This window comes from Kitasatospora dryopteridis (assembly GCF_050749075.1).
In the GTDB taxonomy this organism is placed as follows: Bacteria; Actinomycetota; Actinomycetes; order Streptomycetales; family Streptomycetaceae; genus Kitasatospora.
In genome coordinates, this window is the sequence record NZ_CP192749.1 from 2,817,030 (window position 1) to 2,841,685 (window position 24,656).

Consider the following 24,656-nt stretch of genomic DNA (forward strand, 5'->3'; position numbering starts at 1 on the left):
CCGGGACGTTACTACTCCGGGGCCCGCCGTGACCTGCGAAGACCGGGATCTGCCCGGGCTCCCCGGGAGGGTCAGAACAGGACGCTCATGAAGGCGCCGACCTCGGTGAAACCGACCCGCCGGTAGGAGGCCCTGGCGCGCAGGTTGAAGTCGTTCACGTAGAGCGAGACCACGGGGGCGACCTCGCGCAGCGCGATGTCGAGGACGGCGGCCATGCCGGCCTTGGAGAGGCCCTTGCCGCGGTGCTCCGGGGCCACCCAGACGCCCTGGATCTGGCAGGCGCCCTCGGTGACCGCGCCGATCTCCGCCTTGAAGAGCACCTCGCCGTCCTCGGAGAAGCGGGCGAAGGAGCGGCCGGCGGAGATCAGCTCGGCGACCCGGGCCTGGTAGAGCAGGCCGCCGTCGCCGGCCAGCGGGGAGATGCCGACCTCCTCGGTGAACATCGCGACGCAGGCGGGCATCAGCGTCTCGATCTCGTTGCGCAGCACCCGCCGTACCAGCGGGTCCGGCTCGATCTCGGCGGAGGGCTCGGTGGCGGCCATCAGCGGCTGGTGGGCGCGGACGTCCCGGGCCGGGCCCCAGCTGCGCTCCAGGAGCGCCCAGAGGGCGGCCGTGGGCCCGGCCGGGCCCACGATCGAGGAGCAGCGGCGGCCCTGCCTCCGGGCGCGCTCGGCGAAGGCCCTGACGGCCTCCGGGCCGGCGTTGACCAGGACGAGGTTGGCGCCCGCGTAGCAGAGCGACTCCAGCCGGCCGTCCTCGTCGTACCAGCCCCACATCTCGCCGCCGAGCCGCCACGGGTCGAGGCCGACCGCCTCGACGCGGGTGGCGACGAAGGCGTTGGCCACCGGGTCCCGGTGCAGGACCTCCAGGGCGTCGTCGAGATCCGGGGCCTCGAGCACCCGGGTGGCCGCCAGGGCACGCGCGACCTGGAAGGGGCCGGGGAGCATCACACCTCGATCGAGCACAGGCACCTCACTAGACACGCCCCACGGGACTTCTGCCGCACCCTACTCCCCCGGGCGGCGCGGCAGGGAACGCGAGGGCCGTCCGTACACCCCCGCTCCCCCGGAGGCCGGGGGAGCGGGGGCCGTGCGGACGGCCCGGGTCAGCGTCGGCCGCCGGTCACTCGGCGGCGACCACGACCGGGGCGCCGGACTCGACGCCCTGCTCCTGCATCTGCTCGGCGAGCTTGAGCGCCTCCTCGATGAGGGTCTCGACGATCTTCGACTCGGGGACGGTCTTGATGACCTCGCCCTTGACGAAGATCTGGCCCTTGCCGTTGCCGGAGGCGACGCCGAGGTCGGCCTCGCGGGCCTCGCCGGGGCCGTTGACGACGCAGCCCATGACGGCGACGCGCAGCGGCACCTCCATGCCCTCGAGGCCGGCGGTGACCTCCTCGGCGAGCTTGTAGACGTCGACCTGGGCGCGGCCGCAGGACGGGCAGGAGACGATCTCCAGGCCGCGCTGGCGGAGGTTCAGCGACTCCAGGATCTGGATGCCGACCTTGATCTCCTCGGCCGGCGGGGCGGAGAGGGAGACCCGGATGGTGTCGCCGATGCCCTCGGAGAGCAGCGCGCCGAAGGCGACGGCGGACTTGATGGTGCCCTGGAAGGCGGGGCCGGCCTCGGTGACGCCGAGGTGCAGCGGGTAGTCGCAGGCCGCGGCGAGCTGCCGGTAGGCGTCGATCATCACGACCGGGTCGTTGTGCTTGACCGAGATCTTGATGTCGCGGAAGTCGTGCTCCTCGAAGAGCGAGCACTCCCAGAGCGCGGACTCGACCAGCGCCTCGGGGGTGGCCCGGCCGTACTTCTCCAGCAGGCGCTTGTCGAGCGAGCCGGCGTTGACGCCGATCCGGATCGGGACGCCGGCGTCCTTGGCGGCCTTGGCGATCTCGCCGACCTTGTCGTCGAAGGCCTTGATGTTGCCGGGGTTCACCCGGACGGCGGCGCAGCCGGCCTCGATCGCGGCGAAGACGTACTTCGGCTGGAAGTGGATGTCGGCGATCACCGGGATCTGCGACTTCCTGGCGATGATCGGCAGCGCGTCGGCGTCGTCCTGGGAGGGGACGGCGACCCGGACGATCTGGCAGCCGGAGGCGGTGAGCTGCGCGATCTGCTGGAGGGTGGCGTTGACGTCGGAGGTCAGCGTGGTGGTCATCGACTGGACCGAGACCGGGGCGTCGCCACCGACCGGGACGTTGCCGACCATGATCTGACGCGAGTAGCGGCGCTTGGCGAGCGGCTTGAGCGGCAGGGACGGAATACCGAGCGAGATCGCGGACATGTGCGCAGGGTTCCCCAGGGTGAGGTCGGTGAGCCGGCCGGTTTGCTCTGGCCGGGCCGGGCGCGTCCACGAGGACACGCCCGGCACACAACGGTACGGCACGCCCGTGCGCCCCAGCACATCCGGCCGCGCCGGTGCGGGCCCGGGGGCACGGGCGGTCGGTCAGTTCAGTTTGACCGGGTTGACCACGTCGGCGGCCATGACCAGGACGGTGAAGCAGATGAAGACCGTCGCCACGACGTAGGCGAAGGGCATCAGCTTGGCGACGTCGAACGGGCCCGGGTCGGGCCGCTTGAGCAGCCCGGCGAGGCGGCGGCGCACCGACTCCCAGACCGCGCCGGCGATGTGCCCGCCGTCCAGCGGCAGCAGCGGCAGCATGTTGAACAGGAACAGCGAGAGGTTGATGCCGGCCAGCAGCTGGACGAAGAAGGCGATCTGCTGGGTGGCCGGGATGTCCATCGCGAAGACGTCGCCGCCGAGCCGGGCCGCGCCGACCATGCCGATCGGGTCGTCGGTGGACCTGGGGGTGCCGTCGACGACGGCGTGCCACAGGCCGGGGACCTTGCCGGGCAGGGCGACCAGCGAGGAGACGCCGTGCTCGGCCATCGCGTACATCTCGTGGGTGGACTCGCCGAAGCTCATCCGGACGACGCCGGTGGTCGGGGTGAAGCCGAGGAAGCCGGCGGTGACCGGGTCGCCCTTGACGGTGCGGCCGTCCTTGTCGACCGGGTTCACGGTGTTGCTGGTGATGTCGGCGGTCAGGGTCAGCCGCTGGCCGCCCCGCTCGACGACGATCGGGACCTGCTTGCCCGGCGACTTGCGGATGTCCGCCTGGAGCTGCTTGTAGCTGCGGATCTCGTCGCCGTCGAAGGAGACGAAGCGGTCGCCGGCCCGCAGCCCGGCGACGTTGGCCGGGGACTTGGGCGCGTCGGTGGGGCAGGTGTCGGTCGGCTGGCCGGCCTTCACCACGCACTGGCTGACGGTGGAGACGGTCGGCACCGCGGTCTGCACGCCCATGCCCATGAACAGGAACAGGAACAGCACCACCGACAGGATCAGGTTCATGAACGGGCCGGCGAACATCACGATCACCCGCTGCCAGGGCTTGCGGGTGTAGAAGAGCCGGTGCTCGTCGCCGGGCTGCAGCTCCTCGTAGGAGGCCTCCCGGGCGTCCTCGATCATGGTGCGCCAGGGCGAGCTGCTGCGCTTGGTGACCCGGCCGTCCGCGCCCGGCGGGAACATGCCGATCATCCGGATGTAGCCGCCGAGCGGGATCGCCTTGATGCCGTACTCGGTCTCGCCCTTCTTGCGGGACCAGACGGTCGGGCCGAAGCCGACCATGTACTGCGGGACGCGGATCTTGAACATCTTGGCGGTGGACAGGTGCCCCAGCTCGTGCCACGCGATCGAGAACAGCAGCCCGACCAGGAAGATCAGGATGCCGAGCACCCACATCAGATTGTTCACCGCTCGCCCTCCGCCATGCCGTCGCCGCTCCGCTCGCCGTCCGTCGTCAGCCCGCCGCCAGCTCGCGGGCCCGGGCCCGGGCCCAGTCCTCCGCGTGGAGGACGTCCGCGACGGTGAGCGAAGTTCCCCGCGCGGGGGTGCCGTGCTCGGCGACGACCTTCGCCACAGTGTCCACGATCCCGGTGAAGGGCAGCCGGCCGTCGAGGAAGGCGGCCACGCACTCCTCGTTGGCCGCGTTGAAGACGGCGGGGGCCGTGCCGCCGAGCGTACCGACCTCGCGGGCGAGTGCCACGGCCGGGAAGGCCTCGTCGTCCAGCGGGAAGAACTCCCAGGTCGCGGCCTTCGTCCAGTCGCAGGCGGGGGCGGAGTCCGGGACGCGGTCCGGCCAGCCGAGGCCGAGCGCGATCGGCATCCGCATGTCCGGCGGGCTGGCCTGGGCGAGCGTCGAGCCGTCGGTGAATTCGACCATCGAGTGGACGACCGACTGGGGGTGCACCACGACCTCGATCCGGTCGAAGGGCACGTCGTAGAGCAGGTGCGCCTCGATGACCTCCAGGCCCTTGTTGACCAGGGTCGCCGAGTTGATCGTCACCACCGGGCCCATCGCCCAGGTCGGGTGCGCGAGCGCGTCGGCCGGGGTCACCCCGGCCAGCTCGGCCCGGCTGCGGCCGCGGAACGGGCCGCCGCTGGCGGTCACCACCAGCTTGCGGACCTCGGCCCGGGTGCCGCCGGCCAGCGCCTGGAACAGCGCCGCGTGCTCGGAGTCGACCGGCACGATCTGGCCGGGCGCGGCCACGGCCTTCACCAGCGGGCCGCCGACGATCAGCGACTCCTTGTTGGCGAGCACCAGCACCCGGCCCGCCTCCAGCGCCGCCAGGGTCGGCCGCAGGCCGATCGAGCCGGTGATGCCGTTGAGCACCGAGTGGCACTCCATGGCGGCGAGCTGTGCGGCCGCGTCGGGGCCCGCCAGCACCTCCGGCAGCGGCAGGCCGGCCGCCTTGGCCGCGAGCGCCTCGCGCAGCGCCGGGAGGGCGCCCTCGTCGGCCACCGCCACCGCGCGGACGCCGAGCTGCAGGGCCTGCTCGGCGAGCAGCTCGACCCGGCCTCCGTTGGCGGACAGCGCCACCACGCGGAACCGGTCGGGGTTGCGCAGCACCACGTCGATGGCCTGGGTGCCGATCGATCCGGTGGAGCCGAGGATCACCAGCTCCCTCGGGCCGTCCGGGTCCTGGACCGTCGGGGTGAAGCGGAGCTGGGGGTGGGCGAGCGAGTTCATGCCCCCCATTGTGTCGTGCGGTCCGTGGTGCCGGTCGCCGGCTTGTGCGGTTGGGCTACTTCCAGGCCCAGATCCTGCCGACCGCCTTCCCGTCCGCGCCGACCTCCCACTCGAAGGCGCCCGCGACGCCCTTGAGGCCGGCGAACTCCGGCGAGTCGCTGCTGTAGACGATGGTGCCGCGCCAGCTGGTGCCGCCGCCCTCGGTGAACGTGCCGACGCCGCCGCCCTGCCAGGAGGCGTGCGCGCCGGTCGGGCTCATGATGACCCCCTGGCCCTCGCCGTACAGCGTGCCGTCGGGGCGCAGCCGTCCGGTGTAGCTGCCCATGTCCTGGACGGTGACACCGAGCAGTTGGCCGGTGCCCTGGAAGGACGTCTCCACCACGGGCGGGAGTCCGTGGTCGCTGCGGACCACCCGCTGACCGGTGATCTGCGCCTGTTCCTCTCCGATGAGGTCGCCGAGCATGATCGACCTCCCTTCCTCCCTTTCCGGACTACGCCCCCTCCCCGGGCCTGTCAAGGCAGGCGAACGCCCCGCCACCGGAGGCCGGTGACGGGGCGTCGGGTCGGCAGGACGTCAGAGGTCCAGGCCGGTCAGCACCAGGACGCGCTCGTAGGTGAAGTCGTCCATCGCGTACTTCACGCCCTCGCGGCCGACGCCGGAGTCCTTCACGCCGCCGTACGGCATCTGGTCGGCGCGGTAGGACGGCGCGTCACCGATGATCACGCCGCCGACCTGCAGCTCGCGGTGGGCGCGGAAGGCGGTCTGCACGTCGTGGGTGAACACGCCGGCCTGCAGGCCGAAGGCGGAGTCGTTGACCGCGGCGAAGGCCTCGTCGGTGGAGTTCACCCTGTGCAGCGAGAGCACCGGGCCGAAGACCTCGGCGGTGGCGAGGATCGCGTCGGAGGGCAGGTCGGCGAGCACGGTCGGCGCGTACGCGGCGCCCTCGCGGGTGCCGCCGGTGAGCACCTTGGCGCCCTTGGCGACGGCGTCGTCCACCCACGCCTCGACGCGCTCGGCGGCCTTCTCGTCGACCAGCGGGCCCACGTCGACCGCGTCGTCGGAGGGGTCGCCGGTGACCTGGGCCTCCACCTTGGCGACGACCTTCTCCACCAGCGCGTCGTACACCGAGGCGTCGGCGATCACGCGCTGCACCGAGATGCAGGACTGGCCGCCCTGGTAGTTGGAGAACATCGCGATCCGGGTGGCCGCCCAGTCCAGGTCGGCCTCGGAGGACCAGTCGGCGAGGACCACCGCGGCGGCGTTGCCGCCGAGCTCCAGGGTGACGTGCTTGCGCGGCACCGAGTCCATGATCTGGTAGCCGACCTTGTCCGAGCCGGTGAACGAGACGACCGGCAGGCGCTCGTCCTGGACGAGGGCCGGCATCTTCTCGTTCGGCACCGGCAGGACGCTCCAGGAGCCGGCCGGCAGGTCGGTCTCGGCCAGGATCTCGCCGAGGACGAGCGCCGAGATCGGGGTGGCCGGGGCCGGCTTGAGGATGATCGGGGCGCCGACCGCGATCGCCGGGGCGACCTTGTGCGCCACCAGGTTCAGCGGGAAGTTGAACGGGGCGATGCCCAGCACCACGCCCTTGGGGAAGCGGCGCACCACCGCGAAGCGGCCCACGCCGCCCGGGTCGGTGTCCAGGCGCATGGTCTCGCCGTTGGTGCGGCGCGCCTCCTCGGCGGCCCAGCGGAACACCGAGACGGCACGGCCGACCTCGCCGCGCGCCCACTTGATCGGCTTGCCGTTCTCGGCGGTGATCAGCCGGGCGATCTCCTCGGTGCGCTCGGCCAGCCGCTTGGACACGTGGTCCAGCGCGGCCGCGCGGACGTGCGCGGGAGTGGCGGCGAAGGCCGGGGCGACCGCGGCGGCGGCGGCGACCGCCTCCTCGACCTGCGCGTCGGTGGGGACGCTGACCTTGCCGACCAGGCTGCCGTCGAACGAGTGGCGGACCTCGAAGTCCGCGTCGCCGCTCGCCCGGCGGCCGGCCAGCCAGAACTCATGGGTGGTGGTCACGGTCGTACCGGCCCTTTCCTCGGGTGGTGGATACCAGCCCACGGTAGGGCGGCGGACCGGCCGACCGGATTGGACGCTGTGGAGAAGTGCGCGCCCGCTTCGGTACGGAACGGCGCACCAACTCTCGGGGCTTTCCCGAGGACGGGACTCAGCGCGCGGCAGTCACTCCTCGCCTGCGCGCAGGGCCAGCCACAGCTCCATCCGGACGTCGGTGTCGTCCAGCGAGCGGCCGAGCAGCTCCTCGACCCGGCGCATCCGGTACCGCAGGGTGTGCCGGTGCACGCCCAGGTCGGCGGCGGCCGCGTCCCACTGCCCGTGCCGGGACAGCCAGGCCCGCAGGCTCGCCACCAGGTCGCCGCGGGCCGTCCGGTCGTGCTCGCGCAGCGGCCGCAGCAGCCCCTCGGCGAACGCCGTCACCGCCTCCTCGCCCAGCAGCGGCAGCAGCGAACCGGCGCCGACCTCCTCGTGGTCCACCGAGCGGCGTCCGCCGCGCAGCGCCACCGCCAGCGCCCGCTCGGCCTGCGCGTACGCCGTGCCGGACTCCTCCAGCACGGTCGGCCCGGACACGCCCAGGGCCAGCCCCTCGTGCTCCTCCACCGCGCCGAGGCAGGCGCGGTGCGCGGCGCCGTTGTCCTGGGCCAGCACCAGCAGCCGCGGCCCGTGCGCGCCGTCCTCCCGGGACACCAGCAGCCGCTCGCCGACCCGTCCGCCCGCCTGCTCGGCACGGTCGCCGAGCTCGCTCAGCGACTCCGCCGCCTCCGGGCCGGAGCCCGCACCGGCCACCAGCACCCGGACGTTGCCCTCCGGCAGGCCGCCGAACAGCCCCGCCGACACCTGCCGCGCCGTCGCCACCTCGCCCGCCAGCACCATGTGCAGCAGCGCCGCGCCCATCCGCTCCTCGGCCTGCCGCAGCTCCCGCGACCGCTCCAGGGTCAGCGTGAGCAGCGCGACCGCCGCGTTCAGCACGTACCGCTCGGTCGGGGTGATCCGGTCCTCGGTGCCGACCGCGAGGAAGCCACGCGGGCGGCGGTCCGCGCCCAGCGACTGGACCACCACGAAGTCCTCGTCCGCCGTGTCGATGCCCGGGGAGCGGCCCTGCAGGGCCGCACTCGACGGTGCCGGGCGGCGGCGCAGCCGGTCCACCTCGGCCGCCAGCCGGCCGGCCCGGCGGGCCGCCCAGTCCGGTGCCACCGCGGACAGCGCACCCGAACCGTCGTACAGCGCCGCCCAGCCGCCCAGCCTGGCGGCCAGCCGGCGGACCACCGCCGTCGTGCCGTCCTTGCCGAGCGCCGCCCGGGTCAGCTCCTCCTGCGCCTCGAAGCTGGTCGTCACCGCCTCGTACTGCTCGGCCGCCAGGGCCGCCGACACCGCCTTGCTGATCGCGATGAACGGCGTCGCCTCCGGCACCCGCAGCAGCGGCAGCCCGCGCTGCGCGGCAGCCTCCACCAGCGCCTGCGGCACCTCGGTGTGCGACAGGCCCACGCCCAGCCCGAGGCCGACCACCCCGGCGTCGGCCAGCCGGTGCACGTACGCCTGCAGCCGGGAGGAGCTCTTGCCGAGCTTGATCCCGGTGGTGAGCAGCAGCTCGCCGCCCTCCAGGAACGGGGTCGGGTCGTCGAGCTCGCTGGTGTGCACCCAGCGGACCTGCCGCTCCAGGTGGTCCGCACCCGCCAGCACGGTCAGATGGAGCGCGGTGTTGCGGACGACGGAGGCGAGTGTGGGGGGCATGGCACCTTCGCTGGTACGACACGGTCGCGCCGTTGCGACCGCGCAGGTGAGGGTTCGGGGGCTCGACTCCCATTATGTACGCCCCGGACAAGCGGCGGCACCGAATCCTCCGCTGCGGAGTCAGGCCCCGGCCGACCCGTGCCGGGGTGAGGTCCACCCTGCCGGGACGCGTTCAGCCGCGCGGCCGGTGCGTTCAGCCGCGCAGGTCCACCAGGAGCGGCGGCACCTGCTCCCCGTCCACGGTCGTCAGCGAGACCACGGCGTGGCCGCTCGGCAGCGCGTGCGCCAGGTCGGACGGCGACCAGCGGTGCCGCTCCACGTCCCGGGTGGTCACCGACTCGGTCTGCGCCGTCGTCCCCGACAGCGCCTTGCGGACGCCCCGGGCCGCCTTGCGCACCAGCCCGCCCGAGGTGTCCGGGGTGTGCGTCACCGCGGTCTCGGTCACCAGGTGCGTGCCCCAGGCCTCGGAGAACAGCCGGCCGTCCCACGGGGCGATCCCGGGGAAGGCCATCCGGCAGCCCACCGCACCGAACAGCGGCGCCCGCAGCGGCTCGGGCATATCCGCCAGGGTGCGCAGCAGCAGCACCGCACCCGCGTTGGCGCCGCGCATCCGCTGCAGACCGCGGACGGTGTGCACGTCCACCGCCGCCGAGGCGTCGTCCACCACCAGGCCGGCGAACAGAGACCGCTCGGTGCGGGCCGACGCGGCCTGCACGAACTGCGCCACCACCAGCCGCGACAGCACCCGGGCCACCTCTGGATGGCTGCGCTCCGGCAGCTTCACCCGCACCCGCAGCGGGTGGTCCAGCGCCCGCATCGCGAACGGCGGCAGGCCCCCGGCCGGCCCGCCCGGGAAGCAACCCGCGAACACCGGGCGGTCCAGCAGCGCCAGCCGGTCGGCGAGCAGCGCGCCGGGATCGTCTGCCCGGCCGTGCTGCCGCTCCCGGTGCTGCAGCTCAGCCTCGTGCACCGCCAGCACCCCGGCCGCCTGCAGCGCCTTCCGCAGCACCGCCCAGGCGTCCGGGTCCCCGCCCAGCAGCGCCCGCAGCTCGCGCACCCCCGGGTAGCGGCCGTGCGCGGCGTGGTACGGGCCGACCACCTGCTGCAGCGCCGTCCGGGCGGTCTCCGCGCGCTGCGCCAGCTCGTCCGGCAGCAGCGCGTCGGCCAGCCGGGCCGCAGCCTCGTCCGGGTCCGCGGCCGCGCCGTACAGGTCGAGGCCGTACGGGGAGCGCGGATCGCCCGGCGCGATCACCACGTCGTACCAGGCGTCCGGGCCCAGATCGGCGTCGGCGGCACCGATCACCACCGCACAGGCGGTGCCCGCCAGAGCCTGCAGGCAGAGTGCCTCGGCGACCGGCCGGCCCAGCCGGGCGGTCTTGCCGGTGCCGGCCGGGCCGACCGCCAGCAGTGAGGTGCCGAGCAGCTGCGGGTCCAGGGCGAAGCCGGCGCTGCGGTGCGCGAGCGGGTTCTTCACCACGTTCTGCGCAGTGCCCAGCCGCACCTGACGGGTCAGCAGGTCGTGCCGGCCGGTGCGGCCCGGCAGGTCGCGGGCCTCGGAAGGGTGGGCGCAGGCGGCGGCACCGCGAGCCTCCACCTGCTCGGCGAAGGCGGGCAGCAGGTCCGGGTCGGCCAGCACGGTGTCCCAGGCGTGCCGGATGCGGGCGTAGTCGACATCGCCCAACTGCTCGCCCTCCAACCGCCGCACGGCCCCCGGCGCCCCGGCCCGCACCTCGAACCAGGGATCGGCGGGGTGGGTCCGGCCGGAGGCATCGGCACCGCCCTCGGAGGCCTCCTGCGTGACGGTGCGGGCGAGGAGCGGCGCGGCGTACCTGCGGAACACCTCCGCCCAACGGCCCATCCGGCCGAAGTACCGGACCACGAGAAGGATCATGAGGACGTTGACGGCGAGGGCCACGAGATCGCGCTGGCCGGTCGGCACGACGTACTGGAAGCGCCCCTGTCCGAGGTCGATCCGGCTGCCGATCTCGAACTTGTCGACCGCGTAGGCGATGAGGTTCAGGCAGAGCGCCCGTCCGTAGATGAAGACCAGCCAGCCGACCACCAGGTTCAGGGCCGCGCGCGTCAGCAGCGGGCCGGGCGGGACGGTGGCCTGTTCGGTGCGGGTCCCGTCCTGGGGGCGGTAGCCGAGGCGGAAGATGCCGGGCGGGGTCTCGGGGCGGGGCTCGGCGGCCCAGGCTGCGAGGTCGAAGGGGAGGTGCCGCTGCGGGGGGACGGCCGATGTCCGCTGCGCCTGTGCGGCCTGCCGCCCGTGTGTGCCGTCCAGTCCCATCCCGGCCCCGCTCCCTGTCCCACCACCGGCATTGCCATACCCATGCCGCCGGTCCGGCGACACGCCCGCGCTCAATGTAGTGGAGCAGGGGCGCGCGATCCCTGATCTCCGTGCGCTGGCCGCGCCGGACAATTCCGGACGGTCCACTGCTACCGAGTGGCGCATGCCCGGGTCGTGGGCGCCGCCGTAGCCTTCGAGGACCGTGCCTTGAGATTTGGAGAACCACCATGAGCGCTGCAACCCCGCTCCCGCAGGAGCGCCGCCTGGTCACCGCGATCCCCGGCCCGAAGTCGCAGGAGCTGCAGGCTCGCAAGCTCGGCGCGGTGGCCGCCGGTGTCGGCACGACCCTTCCCGTGTACGTGGCCCGCGCCAACGGCGGCGTGCTGGAGGACGTGGACGGCAACAGTCTGATCGACTTCGGTTCCGGCATCGCCGTGACCAACGTCGGCAACAGCGCCGAGGCGGTCGTCGCCAAGGCGTCGGAGCAGCTCGCCGCGTTCACCCACACCTGTTTCATGGTGACCCCGTACGAGGGCTACGTGGCGGTGGCGGAGCAGCTGAACGAGCTGACCCCGGGCGACCACGAGAAGCGGACCGCGCTGTTCAACTCCGGCGCCGAGGCCGTCGAGAACGCGGTGAAGATCGCCCGCGTGTACACCAAGCGCACCGCCGTCGTGGTGTTCGACCACGGCTACCACGGCCGCACCAACCTCACCATGGGCCTGACGGCGAAGAACATGCCGTACAAGCAGGGCTTCGGTCCGTTCGCCCCCGAGATCTACCGCGTGCCGGTCGCCTACCCGTACCGCTGGCTGACCGGTGCGGAGAACTGCGCCGCCGAGGCCGCGGCCCAGGCGATCGACATGATCAACAAGCAGATCGGCGCCGAGAACGTCGCGGCGATCATCATCGAGCCGATCCAGGGCGAGGGCGGCTTCATCGAGCCGGCCAAGGGCTTCCTGCCGGCGATCGTGGAGTACGCGAAGGCCAACGGCATCGTCTTCGTCGCGGACGAGATCCAGACCGGCTTCTGCCGCACCGGCCAGTGGTTCGCCTGCGAGGACGAGGGCGTCGTCCCGGACCTGATCACCACCGCCAAGGGCATCGCCGGCGGCCTGCCGCTGGCCGCCGTGACCGGCCGCGCCGAGATCATGGACGCCGCGCACGCGGGCGGCCTGGGCGGCACCTACGGCGGCAACCCGGTGGCCTGCGCCGCCGCGCTCGGCTCGATCGAGACCATGAAGGAGCTGGACCTCAACGCCAAGGCGCAGCGCATCGGCGAGGTCATGCTGGGCCGCCTGCGCGCGATGCAGGAGAAGTTCGACGTGATCGGCGAGGTCCGCGGCCGCGGCGCGATGATCGCGATCGAGCTGGTCACGTGATCGGCGAGGTCCGCGGCCGCGGCGCGATGATCGCGATCGAGCTGGTCAAGCCGGGCACCAAGGAGCCCAACCCGGAGATCACCGCCGCCGTGGCGAAGGCCTGCCACGCCGAGGGCCTGGTCGTGCTGACCGCCGGCACCTACGGCAACGTACTGCGCTTCCTGCCGCCGCTGGTGATGCCGGAGCACCTGCTCAACGAGGGCCTGGACATCATCGAGGGCGCCTTCGCCAGCGCCTGACGGTCCCGGGGCGGTGGACAGCGCACAGCGCCCCGCTGCGAGCGGCCCGGTCCGAACTGGACCGGGCCGCTCGGCGTTCCGTCGCCCTTTCGGCACCGGCGGGCCCTTCGGCTCGGGGCGGGCTTCCGGGCTGCGCGGTCCCCGGGCGGCCGGACGGGTACTGCAGCGTGGAGGTTGTACTCCCAGTGGTGAAGATGCTGTGCGAAACCACTTGCGCATCTCTGCCCGGCACCGCCTTTGACGTACTGTCATGACAGATGGACAGCGAGCCGCGACCCTTAGCGACATCCTCTGCCGCCCCGGCACTGGCGGCTGAGCATCCAGACCGATCGACCGACCGCCCGGCCCACACCCCCCGGGCCGCGCGGAGCGGCGATCACCTCGGCCGCCCCGGAGCTCTCCCCCCTGCTCCGGGGCGGCTTTCGTCTTTTGTCGTGCCCGCGACGCTCGCGGTGGCGCTGGCGGCCGTCTCCTGGCAGGTCGCGGTGGGCGGCCCCCTGATGGGCGTGGACACCGGCACCCGGCACGCGGTGCGCGAGCTCCGCCACCTGCTGCACAGCACCCTGGTCAACCACCTGGGCGCGGCCCTGTCCGACCTCGGCGGCGCGGTGCCGGCCGTGCCGGTGCTGCTGGCCGCTGCGGTACTCACGGCGGTGCGGCGGAGGCGCAGCGGCACGCCGTCCCGCTGGTGGCTGCCGTTGCCGGCGGCGGTGGCGGCCGCGGCGCTGATCCCGCTGCTGGTGGTGCCGGCCAAGGCCTGGTTCGCCCGGCCCGGACCGTACGGGCAGCCGCTCTCCCCCGACCAGTGGGGCTGGTACCCGTCCGGACACACGGCAACCTCGGCGATCGCCTACGGCACCGCGGCCCTGCTGCTCGGCGGCACCCTGGCCGCCGATGCACGTCTGCTGCTGTACACCGGCACCGCACTGCTCTGCCTCGGGGTCGGCTGCGGGCTGGTGTGGAGCGACTACCACTGGCTGCTGGACGTGCTGGCCAGCTGGTGCCTGGCCGGCCTGGTCCTCTGGGCCGGCGTGCGGCTGCTCGCACGGCTGCTCCCCCGCTGCACGCCCGACGACGGCCCCGGCACGGCCGGTCCCGACTGGACGGCCGGGCGGGCCGACGGCTCCGGGCGGGGCGGAGGCTGAGGGTCACCCGCCGGCGGGGGGCTCCTCCTGGTTGCGGTGGACGAGGCCGGGCTCGCCGTTGTCGCGGTGCCACTCGACGACGAGTTCGTCGCGGGCTCCGAAGCGGACGAGGTGACGGCCGACCACGTCCTCGAGGTCGGCGAGGCGGTCGGCCTCCCCCTCGACGGCGAGCAGCAGGGCGCCGGGCTCGGCGACGAGATCGGCGGTGCCGAAGGAGAAGGCGACGCTGCCGCGGCCCTCCTCCTCGGACCACTCGGCCTGCACCTTCCGGCCGAGGTGGGAGGCGAGCTGCTTGCCGTAGCGGGCGGGGCGGTCGGTGGTGACACGGGCTCGGGATCGGGACACGGGTCCTCCGGGAGGCTTGCGGGAAGGGGATACCGGCGGGAAAGGCGCACGGGCAGGCAGAACGGCAGGAGCCGCACAGCACGGCGGGCCTCACCCTCCGACCCCTACGCTAGACCGAATAGTGAGTCAGGCTCAACAAGTTATCGGAGCGAGACGGCGGCTCCCCGATAGCCTGGCCCCGCGCCCCGGGCCCGGGCCGGGGCAGTTCGAGCCGGGAGCCCGCCATGACCACGCCGCCGACCGCCGACACCGCAGCGGAACTCGCCGATGCGCTGACCCGGGCGATGAAGCGCATCCGGCGGCAGACGGTGCAGCGCCTCGAGCCGTACGGCATCACCCCTGCCCAGGCCCGCGCCCTGCGCACCCTCGCCCACGCCGAGGGACACACCCGGAACCAGGGCAACGGCCACGACGGCGCGTGCAGCCGCGAGGCGGAGTCCGCGGGCTCACCGATGCGGCTCAGCGCGCTGGCCGACCGGCTGCGCATCGCCCCGCGCTCGGCCACCGCCGTGGTGGACGCCCTGGAGGAGGCCGGCCTGGCCGCCCGCACGCCGGACCCGGCCGACCGCCGGGCCGTCCGCGTCGTGCTGACCGACCGGGGACGGGGAGCGCTGGAGCGGATCGGGCAGATCCGGCACGAGGTCGCCCAGGAGTACTTCGGCGCGGTCAGCCGTCCCGACCAGGAGGCGCTGCTGCAGGCACTGCGGGCCGCCGAGGCCGCGTACGAGGCAGCCTCGCCGCCCAGCCGGGACGCAGCGCGGTGAGCCCGATCCCGGCGATCACCAGCACGGCCGCCGCGCCCGCCGTGAGGCTGAACCGCTCACCCAGCAGCAGCCAGGCCGAGGACATCCCGAAGACCGGCACCAGCAGCGAGTAGGGCGCCACCGCGGAGGCGTCGTAACGGCGCAGCAGGTGGCTCCAGCCGACGAAGCCGAACAGCGTGGAGACCAGTCCGACGTAGGCGATGGCCCCCACCCCGGCGGCGGAGATGTCGGCCAGTGCGCGCAGGTCCGCCTGCGGCCCCTCGACCAGCAGCGAGAGGGCGAGCAGCGGCAGCGGGGGCACGGCGCTCACCCAGACCATCCAGCGCAGCGCGTCCGGCGGGGCGGCCCTGCGGGTCAGCACGTTGGACAGGCCCCAGAACGCCGCCGACACGATGACCAGCGCGAAAGCGCCGGCCGGGCCGCCCAGGCCGTGGTCCGCGGCGGCCAGGCCGATGCCGGCGAAGGCGACGGCGAGCCCCGCGACGCGCTGCCCGGTCGGCCGCTCGCGCAGCAGGGCCGCGGCGAACAGCGCGGTGAAGACGGCCTGGCTCTGCAGCACCAGCGAGGACAGGCCGGCAGGCATGCCGGCGTGCATGCCGAGGAACAGCAGCCCGAACTTGGCGACGCCCAGCGTGCAGCCGACCGCGACCACCCAGCGCCACGGCACCTTCGGCGGGCCGACGAGGAAGACCGCCGGCACGGCCACCACCGCGAACCGCAGCGCGCAGAACAGCAGGGGCGGGAAGTTCTCCAGCCCGACGTGGATCAGCACGAAGTTCAGACCCCAGACGGCGGCGATCAGCACCGCCAGGGCGATGTGACGGGGTGTCATGACCGCGGCGGATGGGGCAGTGGTGGAGGGGGCAGTGGTGGAGGGGGCGGTGGTGGAGGGCGCAGTGGTGGAGTCGGTGGTCGCTGGCATGCACCGAGCCTGACGGGCACACACCGTGTAGCACCAGCGATGAATTCTGAACCGAACCGTTCAGCATTGCTTTAGCATGGCCGCCATGTTGGATCTCGGCAGGCTGCGGGCGCTGCACGCGGTCGCGGTGCACGGCTCGGTCGGCGGCGCGGCCGCCGCCCTCGGATTCACGCCCTCGGCGGTCTCGCAGCAGATCTCCAAACTGGAGCGCGAGACCCGCACGGTGCTGCTGGAACGCCAGGGCCGGGGCGTGGTGCTCACCGATGCCGCCGTCCGCCTGGCCGACACGGCGCGACAACTGCTCGCGCTCGTCGAGCAGGCCGAGGTGACGCTGGAGGAGCGGCGCGGCCAGGCCGTCGGCCGGCTGCTGGTCGCCTCCTTCGCGACCGGCGCCCGCGGGCTGTTGCCGGGCGCCCTGGCGGACCTGCGGGAACGCTGCCCCGACCTGGACGTCCGGCTACTGGAGTGCGACCCGTACCCGGCCGCCGACCTGGTGGCCCGCGGCGAGGTCGACCTCGCCCTGGTGCAGGACTGGCCCACCGTGCCGCTGCCCGTCCAGGACGGGCTCTCCCGCCTCGACCTCGGCCTCGACCCGGTCGACCTGCTGCTGCGCGCCGAGCACCCGCTCGCCGCCCTCGGCACCGTGCCGGTGGCCGAGCTCCTCGGGCAGCGCTGGATCAGCGTGCCGCCCGGAAACATCTGCCACGACTGGCTGGTACGGACGCTCCGCGAGGCCGGCGAGGAGCCCGACGTGCTCTACCAGGTCGGCGAGTTCGAGACGCAGATCGCCCTGGTCGAGGCCGGGCTCGGGCTCGGCCTCGTCCCCCGGCTCGGCCGGGCCGCCCTGCCGCCGGGCGTGGTCGCCCGGCCGGTCTCCCCCGAGCCCGCCCGGCGGGTGTACGCGCTGTGGCGCACCCAGGCCTCCCGACGGCCCGCGATCACCGCCGCGCTGCTGGCGATGCGGGAGAGGTGGGCCGCGGTGGAGGCCGCCTCCGCGGTGGCAGGCGGACCGGGCACCGGACCTGCGGGCCCCTGACGTTCCCCGGGCCGGCGTCGGGCCCGGGCGGGCTCAGTCCGCGAAGCCGATCACCAGCCACATGAAGCCCACACCGAGCAGCGTGCACAGCAGGGTGGTGCGGGACGGGTGCGGGCTGTGCGCCTCCGGCAGGATGTCCGAGGTCGCGAGGTACAGCAGGAAACCGGCGAAGAACCCGAGGTAGAGGCCGAGCACCTGCTCCGGGATGGTGAAGAGCAGGGTGATCGCCGCACCGGTGATCGGCGCCAGCGCGTCCGCGGCCAACAGGGTCAGGGCTCGGCGGCGGTCGTTCCCGTACATCCGGGTGATCGTGTACGTGTTGAAGCCGTCGGCGAAGTCGTGGGCCACCACCGCTATCGCCACCACCGTGCCGACGGTGGTGCCGGCCTGGAAGGCCGCACCGATCGCGAAGCCGTCCATCAGGCTGTGCCCGACCAGGGCGCCGGCCGCGGTCAGACCGATGCCCTGGCGGCCGTGGTCGTGCCGGCCGTGACCGTGGCTGTGCGCGGCGTACTCGCCCTCGTGACCCCGGTGGATCGCCACGGCACGCTCGATGATGTGGATCGTCAGGAACCCGGCCGCGAACATCAGCAGGGCCTGCGGGACGCCGTGCACCTCGTCGGGCGCGGCCCGGACCGCCTCCGGCAGCAGGTCGAAGGCGACCACGCCCAGCATCAGCCCGGCGGCGAACCCGAGCACCAGGTGCCGCCGGTCGCCGGTGCGCTGCGCCACCCAGCCGCCGATCAGGGTCATCAGGAAGGCGGCGGCCGCCACGGCGATCGCGGTCACCGGGGGGCCTCCGTGCGTGCCGCTCTGCCGGTGGGGCCGGGCTCAGGTCCTGCGGATGCGGGCCCTGTGGGTGCGGGCCCTGCGGGCATGGGGGCGGGAGCGGCGGGGAGGGGGCCGGGGGTCAGCCGTCGGTCGCGGCGAGGTAGGCGGCGGCCAGCTGGGGCGAGCCCTCGACCGCCCAGCCGTGGCCGATCGCCGTGACGTCGAGCTCGCGGCCACCGGGGAGCACCACCAGCGGGCGGTCGTGTTCGTCGAGCCGCCAGGCCGTGCCGGGGACGGTGCGGTGCAGCACCGTGCCGAGGTAGAGGCCCGCGTCGTTGCCCAGCCACTCGGAGACCTCCGGATCGTCGCGCCAGCGCGGCAGCAGCTGGTCGAGGTCGGTCAACGACGACACCCCGTCGTCGAGCTGCACGCCCGACTCGCCGGCCAGCTCGCGCAGCAGCCCGCACTCTGCCAGCAGGTCGGCCATCGTCGCCTCGTCCGGCTGCGGTGGGGTGCCGTCCGGACGGTGGCCGTGTCGGGCGCGCCACCGGTCCATGAACCCGATTCCCATCCCTCCAGCCTGACAGGGCGACCGGGTCGGTGCAGCCGCCACCCGCCGACCGCGTACGGCGGCGGACGGCGGGGCAGCGGGCGACAGCGGCAGGCAGCAGGCAGCCGGGGGGGGCGGCAGCGGGAGCCGGATGCACCGGGCGGTCGGCCCGGTCGGCCGGGCCCTGTGCTCAGCCGACCGCCAGCGGCAGCCCGAGATGGGTCCGGGACAGCTCCTGGACGCCCCCGCCGTCGATCAGGTGGATGCGCCGGTAGCCCTCCTCGGCCGCCAGGTCGAGTGCGGCCTCCCCGAACCGGCCGGTGGTGAGGCGCAGTCCGCGCTCGGCACCCTCCTCACGGACGGCCTCGGCCAGGGTGCGGAGCTCCTCCTCGGCCACCGGCTCGGTGTTGCGGGACGCCCACACCACCCAGCGGCCCGGCAGGGCGCTGTCCGGTGCGCCTTCGGCGGTGGCGACCAGCCCGGCCGGACCGCGCAGCCGCACGCTCCACGCGGCCAGGCCGCCGCGGGTCAGCAGCTCCCGGACGAGCTGCGCGAACTCGTTGGGCGACAGCTCGGCCGCGGACGGCACCGTCGAACCCGCCGTGCCGTTGGGCACCACCGGCAGCGGCCCGTACGGGTCCGGCGTGACCACGGCGGACAGCTCGCGCAGCCGGACGAGCGCCTCGTCCTGCTCGGCATCGGCGTAGATCCCGTGGGCCGGCTCGTCGTCCTCGTCGGTCGGCACGGCTGCGCCGACCGGCTCGGCCACCAGGCGGGTGCGGGCGAGTGCGTCCCGGTCGGCGTCCACGCTGAGCAGGCAGACCGGGGCGGCGCCCGGCCTGCGCAGCCAGCCGTTGAACACGACACCGGCGAGGATCTCGTCGGTGTCGACGGCGTCGGCGGCCTGCAGGGCACGCAGGGCGAGGCGGGCGGCGAGCCGCAGGTAGTCGGAGGCGCGGTCGGCGGGGGCGCGCGGCACGGGCTCGGGCTCGCCGCCGTCGCCGAGGCGGTATCCGGAGAGCGAGGGCACCACGTCGAGCGGCGGCAGGTCGAGATCGAGGACGGCCGTCCTGGTGAGCGGGCGGAACAGCGCCCGGCAGGGGGCGGGGAGGTCCCGGGTGGTGGCCTCGGCGGCGGCCAGGGCGCGTTCCAGCAGCGACTCCACGGCGGCCGGTTCGGACAGCCGGTAGGCGCGCCGGCACTCCTCCAGGCTCTGGTTGTACTCCTGAACGGCCCGGGCCCGGGCCTGCTCGGCCTGCTCGTGGACGCTCCGGGCGGCCCTGGTCTCGGCCGCGGCACCCTCGGCCTGCCGGGCGCGCCACTCCCGGAGGTCGCGCTGGTGGCGCAGCCGGGCCTGGGCGAGTTCGCGCTGGTAGCCGGAGTCGAGCAGGCGGCGGGAGGCCGGCTCGTCGGGGTCGGCGGCGGGCGGCTCCGCCGGGGCGTAGTCGGCCCAGCGCGGCTCGGCCTCGGCGGGGTGGTCGTCGGTGCCCGCCGGGAAGGGCCGCGGTTCGTAGGTGCGCAGCTGGCTCTCGAAGTCCATCGCGGAGACCGGCAGTGCGGCCCTTCGGAGCAGGTCGGCGAGGTGCTCGTGCTGGGCCCGCACGGTGAGCGTCCGATGGTGGGTCAGGGCGGCTGCGCGGCCGTGCGCGGCAACCACGTCCTCCTCCGGCGCCCCGCCAGAGGTTTCGGAGGGTGCGTCGGCGAAGGCATCGGCGGGGGCCTCGGCGCCGAGGTCCCGGAAGAGTGTGGCGAGGAATCCGGCCTGCAGCGGTTCGGGTGCCTCCTGGACGGGTTGGGTGCCGGATGCCCGGGCCGACGGGACGGCGTCCGGGCGGCTGTCGGGTGAATGCTGCATCAGCGGTCGATCCCCCACTACGTCACTGCGCGTCCGGCGAGGCCGCGTGGGCCCGGACCAGCCCGCACGCGCTCGCAGGGGTCGCTCGGCCACGGCCCCCGTCCAGCATTGTCCACCGTTCGGATGCACGGGTCAGCCAACACTTGTGAGTTGGCCAGGTGGACGCCCCGTCCCGCTCACCCGACGGGGTGTCTGCGGGACGGGACGCTGCGAGGGTGACGTCCGGTGCGAGGGCGCGGGCCGACGGGGGTCGGGACCGGCAAGGCGTCAGCTCGGGGTCAGTTCGGAAAGGGGGTCGGGTTGGCAACGGGGTCGGTTCGGTAGGGGTCCGTTCGGTAGGAGGGTCGGGCCGGACGGTCAGTTGGTCCGGGTGTTGGTCAGGTGCTGGCCGATGTAGCCGACATAGATGCGACCGCTGCCGGAACAGTCGTCGAGGTAGTGCAGCCGCGGAGCCGTGGAACCGCCGCCGATCCGCAGGTGAGCGCCCATGAACGCGCGCCGCGAGACATCCACGCAGGACGGCACCGGGAGCATCCGCTCACGCTTCCACTTGGCGTGGCTCTCGACTGTACGGGACTCCCAGCGGACCGCCTTGCGCGGCGGGAAGTGGTGGCATCCCGGCGGTGTGTGTTCGCACCACTGCTTGAAGTCGCCGCCGGCCTCTCCACGGACGGCCGCGGCCGCGTACTCCTGAAGGGCCGTCAGGCCGTCCCAGGTGAGCCTCGCCCAGCCGGCGCCGTCGGGCTGGCCGTCCAGGGCGATCGTCTCCTTCTCGTCCCCGGTGAATTCCAGCAGCGGGAACTCCGCGAACCGGCCGACCAGCTCGCCGAAGCTGGCTGGAAAGAGGCCCTTGTCCGCCGAGGCGTCCATCGACAGCCTGGCGAACTCCGCGTGGGCCGGGGCGATCAGGGCAGCGGCCGGCAGGAGTCCCGACCCGGTACCCGCCGCAGCGAGCGGAGCGGGCACCGAACACAGCCGCCCGCCGGAGCGGCCCGGCCGCTGCGCGGTGCGGCGGCGGCGCTGCTCGTCGGCCCGGGTGCGCGGCCCCTCGCCGCCGGGCTTCGGACGGACCGGGCGACGGAACTCCTCCGGCACGACCAGCGGGGGGATCGCGGCGAGCGGTGCCGGCCGTGGCAGTTCGGCTGCGATCCGGCGGGGCTCGCGGGCGAGCAGCACCGCCGCCCGCCTGGTGTCCTCCTGCATCCGCTGCCTGGCGAGCACCTGGTGGCGCCCCGCGTCGGCCCGGGAAGCAGGGTCGACCTCGGGGAGGAAGGTGCGCACCGCTCCGCCGTACACCTTGTGGTACTCGAACGCGACGTTGAACAGCGGCAGTGCGGCATGGTCGAGGACGTACAGCGAGGCAAGACCCGTCACCTGCTGCAGGACGGGCCGGACCTGCCCGGCCAGCCAATCCTCCAGCGGGGTGGAGGTGGGCACGCTCACCACCACGGCGGCCAGGCGGCGCTCCGGGTCGCAGAGACGGTCGATCAGGTCGTCCACCTCTGCTGGTGTCACGACGGCCGGTTGGGCGGTGAGGGCTGCCGGACCGTCGGTGGCATCCAGCAGCGGAAGCAATATCCGGGCGACCTCCGGCACGGGCACCCTGCCGGGGCCGCTGAGCTGCGAGCCGGACGCGAGGTACTCGGCCTCCAGGCGGAGCACGACGCCTTCGGCGGCGCCGTCGGCTCCCGTGCCGGCCGCATCGGCGGTGCAGGCGGAGGCGAGGGTGATGGTCAGCAGGTGGGTGCGGTGCGGGCCGGCGGGGGTGCGCAGCCTGCGGTGGGCGTAGTGGCCGGTGGCAGGGGGCTGGTCGGAGCCACGGGGCGTGGGTGCCGTCGCGGCTTCGGGGGTGTCAGTGATGGGCGAGGGAACGGCGGCCGGACCGGCAGCGGGCAGGCGCCCGGTATCCCGGTCGAGCAGCACCCGTTCGCCGAGTCTCAGTCGTTCGGCGCCCGGGCCGCGGGCGGCCGGCGGCTCGTCGTGGCCTTCCTGTTTGAGCCAGGCGGCGAGCGCCTCGTCCACCAGGGCCACGACGTCGTCGAAGGGCAGCGGCGTGGCGACGGTCATCCGGTAGGGGGTTGCGCGGCCGGACGGGGCGGCCTGGCGGGGCAGGCCCTGCGTGTCGGCCGATCGGCGGGTTTCGGCTGGTCGGCCGGAGGTCGGGGCGTGGTCGGAAGTCATGCTCGGTACCTCCCGTGGTGCGGTGGTGGGGTCTGCGGTCCTCCATCGATGGGTGGGTTGTCCGGCATCGGCCGGCGGGTGCCGGCGCGACGTCCTTGTGCTGGAAACGGAAGGGCCCGGAGCGGAAGTTCCGCCTCCGGGCATGGTTAATTCGTTCGAGTGTCACTCGATCGGAAACTCGATGTGGCTCCACCCCGCCGGAACCGCCTCCGAGGCGCCGCCTGTGGCCTCCGCCAGCCAGGCGTGAAAGTCCGTCACCCCGGGCTCCGGGACGCCGACTTCGATGCGCACCCCGGTGGCCTCGTACGCCAGGTCGCGTACCTCGTAGCCGGCGGCGCGGAGATCGTTCTCGAGCCGTCCGGCCCTGGTGTGATCGGCGGACACCTCGAAGAGCGCGACCGGGCGGCGCTCCAGCAGCCCGACCGCGTCCACCGCCTCGGACACCGCGCTGCCGTAGGCCCGCACCAGCCCGCCCGCGCCGAGCTTGATGCCGCCGAAGTAGCGGGTCACCACGGCCACCGTGTCGGTCAGTCCCCGCCGGCGGAGCACCTCGAGCATCGGCACGCCCGCCGTGCCGCCCGGCTCGCCGTCGTCGTTGGAGCGCTCGCGCCGCTGCTCGTCACCGACCACGAAGGCGGTGCAGTTGTGCCGGGCGTCCCAGTACTCCTTGCGGACGGCCGCGATGAAGGCCTGGGCCCCGTCCTCGTCGGCGACGCGTGCGAGGTGGCAGATGAAGCGGGACTTCTTGATCTCGATCTCGTGGCTGCCGGAGCCCCGGACGGTCAGGTACGGCTTCGGGCTGGGCTGCGACATGGCGCGGCAGGTCTCCGGAGGGGCGGGCGGGGCGGGCGCGGTGCGCCTGCGCATGGCCCCGCCAGCCTAACCGCCGGGGTCCCGCGCCCCGCTGTCCCGGGATGCGGTCAGCGTCCGGCGAGGGCGTCCAGCGCGGCCCGGTCGAGGCCGGTCAGCCGGGTGACCTCGGACGGGTCGATCGCCCCGCAGTCCAGTCCGCGCAGCAGGTAGCCGCTGAGGGCGCGGGCGGTGGCCGGCTCGTCCATCACGTCGCCGCCGGCCTTGGCCACGTAGGCGGCGAGCCGGGCGGAGGCCGCCTCCAGGCCCTCGCGGTAGAAGGCGTAGACCGCGGCGTACCGGGTGGGCAGGTGGGCCGGGTGCATGTCCCAGCCCTGGTAGTAGGCGCGGGCCAGCGAGCGGCGGACGAGGCCGTGGTGCAGCCGCCAGGCCGCGTGGACCTGCTCGGTGGAACCGGTCGGAACGACGTTGGTGGAGCCGTCCGACAGCCGCACGCCCGTGCCCGCCGCGGCGACCTGCATGACGGCCTTGGCGTGGTCGGCCGCCGGGTGGTCCATGCTCTGGTAGGCGGCACTCACCCCGCAGGCCGCGCTGTAGTCGAAGGTGCCGTAGTGCAGGCCGGTCGCACGGCCCTCGGCAGCGTCGATCATCCGGGCAACGGTGGCGCGACCGTCCGGACCGAGGATCGCCTGGGTGGTCTCGATCTGGATCTCGAAGCCGAGCCGCCCGGCCGGCAGGCCCGCCCGCTGCTCGAAGTCCTCCAGCAGCCGGACGAGCGCGGTGACCTGCTCTGCGTAGGTGACCTTCGGCAGGGTGAGCACGAGACCGTCGGGCAGCCCGCCCTCGGCGAGGAGCGTGGCCAGGAACAGCTCCAGCGTGCGGATGCCCCGGTCGCGGACGGCCGCCTCCATGCACTTGATCCGGATACCGATGTACGGCGGGGCGCTGCCCGCGGCCACCGCCGCGGCGACCAGGCGGGCGGCCCGGACGGCGGCCTCGTCCTCCTCGGCGTCCGGGCGCGGACCGTAGCCGTCCTCGAAGTCGATCCGGAGGTCCTCGACGGGCTCGCGCTCCAGCTTGGCCCGGACCCGGGCGTGCACATCGGCGAGCAGCCCGTCCGCCGGGACGCCCAGCGCCCGGGCGAGCTGCTCGGGGGTCGCAGCGTGCGTGTCGAAGGCCTCCAGGGCCTGCCGGCCCCAGTCGCGTACGGTGTCGGCGCCGAAGGCGTCGGCCGGGACGTAGACGGTGTGGACGGGCTGCCGGCTGCCCGAGTCGCCGGGGTAGCGGCGGGCCAGCTCGGCGTCGACCGGCGCCAGCAGTGCCGCCACGGCGGCGCGCGCCGCCTCGGAGAACGAGGGCCCGCCCGCGGGGGCGGTGCCGTCCAGCTCGACCTGGGCCATCAGAACTCCTCCACGACGCGCCGGAGCAACACCGCAACGACGCTTCAACAAATTGTTGATGTGAAAGTAGTGTCAGCGGCGGCAAGGCGTCAATGCTGGCCCACCAGACGGACGCGTCCTGCCACCCGAGGGTGCAGGACGCGTACGTGACGATGCAGGGCTCCGATGCCCGGTTTCCGTACCGTCGGCTGCCGC

At 74.1% G+C, this 24,656-nt stretch carries 19 protein-coding genes and 1 pseudogene; 4 read left to right on the top strand and 16 right to left on the bottom strand.

Annotation, left to right across the window (positions count from 1 at the left end; genetic code table 11):
• Window positions 1-71: 71 nt before the first annotated feature.
• The 8 genes from ACQ614_RS12780 to ACQ614_RS12815 form a co-directional block, all read right to left on the bottom strand.
• The gene (locus ACQ614_RS12780; RefSeq protein WP_363496277.1) at window positions 72-947 is read right to left on the bottom strand and encodes a GNAT family N-acetyltransferase; all 876 of its coding nucleotides are present in this window, start codon (window positions 945-947) and stop codon (window positions 72-74) included.
• A 175-nt stretch (window positions 948-1,122) separates the two neighbouring features.
• Window positions 1,123-2,283 (bottom strand): flavodoxin-dependent (E)-4-hydroxy-3-methylbut-2-enyl-diphosphate synthase, encoded by a 1,161-nt coding sequence (gene ispG / locus ACQ614_RS12785; RefSeq protein ID WP_431678653.1) that lies wholly within the window; start codon window positions 2,281-2,283, stop codon window positions 1,123-1,125.
• A gap of 162 nt (window positions 2,284-2,445) precedes the next feature.
• Complete coding sequence (locus ACQ614_RS12790; protein WP_431678655.1) at window positions 2,446-3,750, bottom strand: M50 family metallopeptidase; 1,305 nt, start codon at window positions 3,748-3,750, stop codon at window positions 2,446-2,448.
• A gap of 46 nt (window positions 3,751-3,796) precedes the next feature.
• The gene (gene dxr, locus ACQ614_RS12795; RefSeq protein ID WP_431678657.1) at window positions 3,797-5,026 is read right to left on the bottom strand and encodes a 1-deoxy-D-xylulose-5-phosphate reductoisomerase; all 1,230 of its coding nucleotides are present in this window, start codon (window positions 5,024-5,026) and stop codon (window positions 3,797-3,799) included.
• A 55-nt stretch (window positions 5,027-5,081) separates the two neighbouring features.
• Window positions 5,082-5,489, bottom strand: a complete 408-nt coding sequence (locus tag ACQ614_RS12800; RefSeq protein WP_431678658.1) for a hypothetical protein — start codon at window positions 5,487-5,489, stop codon at window positions 5,082-5,084.
• Window positions 5,490-5,600: 111 nt separating this feature from the next.
• Window positions 5,601-7,043, bottom strand: a complete 1,443-nt coding sequence (locus ACQ614_RS12805) for an aldehyde dehydrogenase family protein (RefSeq protein ID WP_431678660.1) — start codon at window positions 7,041-7,043, stop codon at window positions 5,601-5,603.
• A 162-nt stretch (window positions 7,044-7,205) separates the two neighbouring features.
• Entirely contained in the window at window positions 7,206-8,771 is a 1,566-nt protein-coding gene (locus ACQ614_RS12810) for a PucR family transcriptional regulator (protein WP_363496166.1), read from the bottom strand.
• Window positions 8,772-8,964: 193 nt separating this feature from the next.
• Entirely contained in the window at window positions 8,965-11,061 is a 2,097-nt protein-coding gene (locus ACQ614_RS12815) for an ATP-binding protein (RefSeq protein ID WP_431678662.1), read from the bottom strand.
• Window positions 11,062-11,288: 227 nt separating this feature from the next.
• Between ACQ614_RS12815 and gabT the strand changes: the two are divergent.
• A pseudogene (gene gabT / locus ACQ614_RS12820) lies at window positions 11,289-12,682 on the top strand (4-aminobutyrate--2-oxoglutarate transaminase).
• Window positions 12,683-13,116: 434 nt separating this feature from the next.
• Entirely contained in the window at window positions 13,117-13,827 is a 711-nt protein-coding gene (locus tag ACQ614_RS12825) for a phosphatase PAP2 family protein (RefSeq protein ID WP_431678663.1), read from the top strand.
• A gap of 3 nt (window positions 13,828-13,830) precedes the next feature.
• On the opposite strand, the gene ACQ614_RS12830 is transcribed toward ACQ614_RS12825, so the two are convergent.
• On the bottom strand, window positions 13,831-14,172 hold the full coding sequence (locus ACQ614_RS12830; RefSeq protein ID WP_431678664.1) for a DUF2218 domain-containing protein: 342 nt from the start codon (window positions 14,170-14,172) through the stop codon (window positions 13,831-13,833).
• A gap of 224 nt (window positions 14,173-14,396) precedes the next feature.
• Between ACQ614_RS12830 and ACQ614_RS12835 the strand changes: the two genes are divergently transcribed.
• Window positions 14,397-14,936, top strand: coding sequence for a MarR family winged helix-turn-helix transcriptional regulator (locus tag ACQ614_RS12835; protein WP_431678665.1), 540 nt, complete (start codon window positions 14,397-14,399; stop codon window positions 14,934-14,936).
• Here the strand turns inward: ACQ614_RS12835 and ACQ614_RS12840 are convergent.
• Window positions 14,839-15,768 carry an EamA family transporter gene (locus ACQ614_RS12840; protein ID WP_431683904.1) on the bottom strand — a complete coding sequence of 310 codons (930 nt, stop codon included), beginning with the start codon at window positions 15,766-15,768 and terminating at the stop codon, window positions 14,839-14,841. The genes ACQ614_RS12835 and ACQ614_RS12840 overlap by 98 nt on opposite strands.
• A 175-nt stretch (window positions 15,769-15,943) precedes the next feature.
• On the opposite strand from ACQ614_RS12840, the gene ACQ614_RS12845 reads away from it, so the two are divergent.
• Window positions 15,944-16,894, top strand: coding sequence for a LysR family transcriptional regulator (locus ACQ614_RS12845; RefSeq protein ID WP_431678666.1), 951 nt, complete (start codon window positions 15,944-15,946; stop codon window positions 16,892-16,894).
• A gap of 33 nt (window positions 16,895-16,927) precedes the next feature.
• Here the strand turns inward: ACQ614_RS12845 and ACQ614_RS12850 are convergent, their stop codons facing one another.
• From ACQ614_RS12850 to ACQ614_RS12875, 6 genes are all read right to left on the bottom strand, one after another.
• Window positions 16,928-17,647 carry a ZIP family metal transporter gene (locus tag ACQ614_RS12850; RefSeq protein ID WP_431683905.1) on the bottom strand — a complete coding sequence of 240 codons (720 nt, stop codon included), beginning with the start codon at window positions 17,645-17,647 and terminating at the stop codon, window positions 16,928-16,930.
• A 157-nt stretch (window positions 17,648-17,804) separates the two neighbouring features.
• Window positions 17,805-18,236: a DUF6278 family protein gene (locus ACQ614_RS12855; protein WP_431678668.1), complete on the bottom strand. Its 432-nt coding sequence runs from the start codon at window positions 18,234-18,236 to the stop codon at window positions 17,805-17,807.
• Between the two features lie 169 nt (window positions 18,237-18,405).
• Complete coding sequence (locus ACQ614_RS12860) at window positions 18,406-20,070, bottom strand: restriction endonuclease (RefSeq protein ID WP_431678670.1); 1,665 nt, start codon at window positions 20,068-20,070, stop codon at window positions 18,406-18,408.
• A 357-nt stretch (window positions 20,071-20,427) separates the two neighbouring features.
• A complete protein-coding gene (locus ACQ614_RS12865) occupies window positions 20,428-22,251 on the bottom strand; it encodes a hypothetical protein (RefSeq protein WP_431678672.1) in 1,824 nt (607 codons plus the stop codon).
• 162 nt (window positions 22,252-22,413) lie between these two features.
• The gene (locus ACQ614_RS12870; protein ID WP_431683906.1) at window positions 22,414-23,064 is read right to left on the bottom strand and encodes a YigZ family protein; all 651 of its coding nucleotides are present in this window, start codon (window positions 23,062-23,064) and stop codon (window positions 22,414-22,416) included.
• Between the two features lie 107 nt (window positions 23,065-23,171).
• Entirely contained in the window at window positions 23,172-24,461 is a 1,290-nt protein-coding gene (locus ACQ614_RS12875; RefSeq protein ID WP_431678674.1) for a DUF6986 family protein, read from the bottom strand.
• Between the last annotated feature and the right edge of the window lie 195 nt (window positions 24,462-24,656).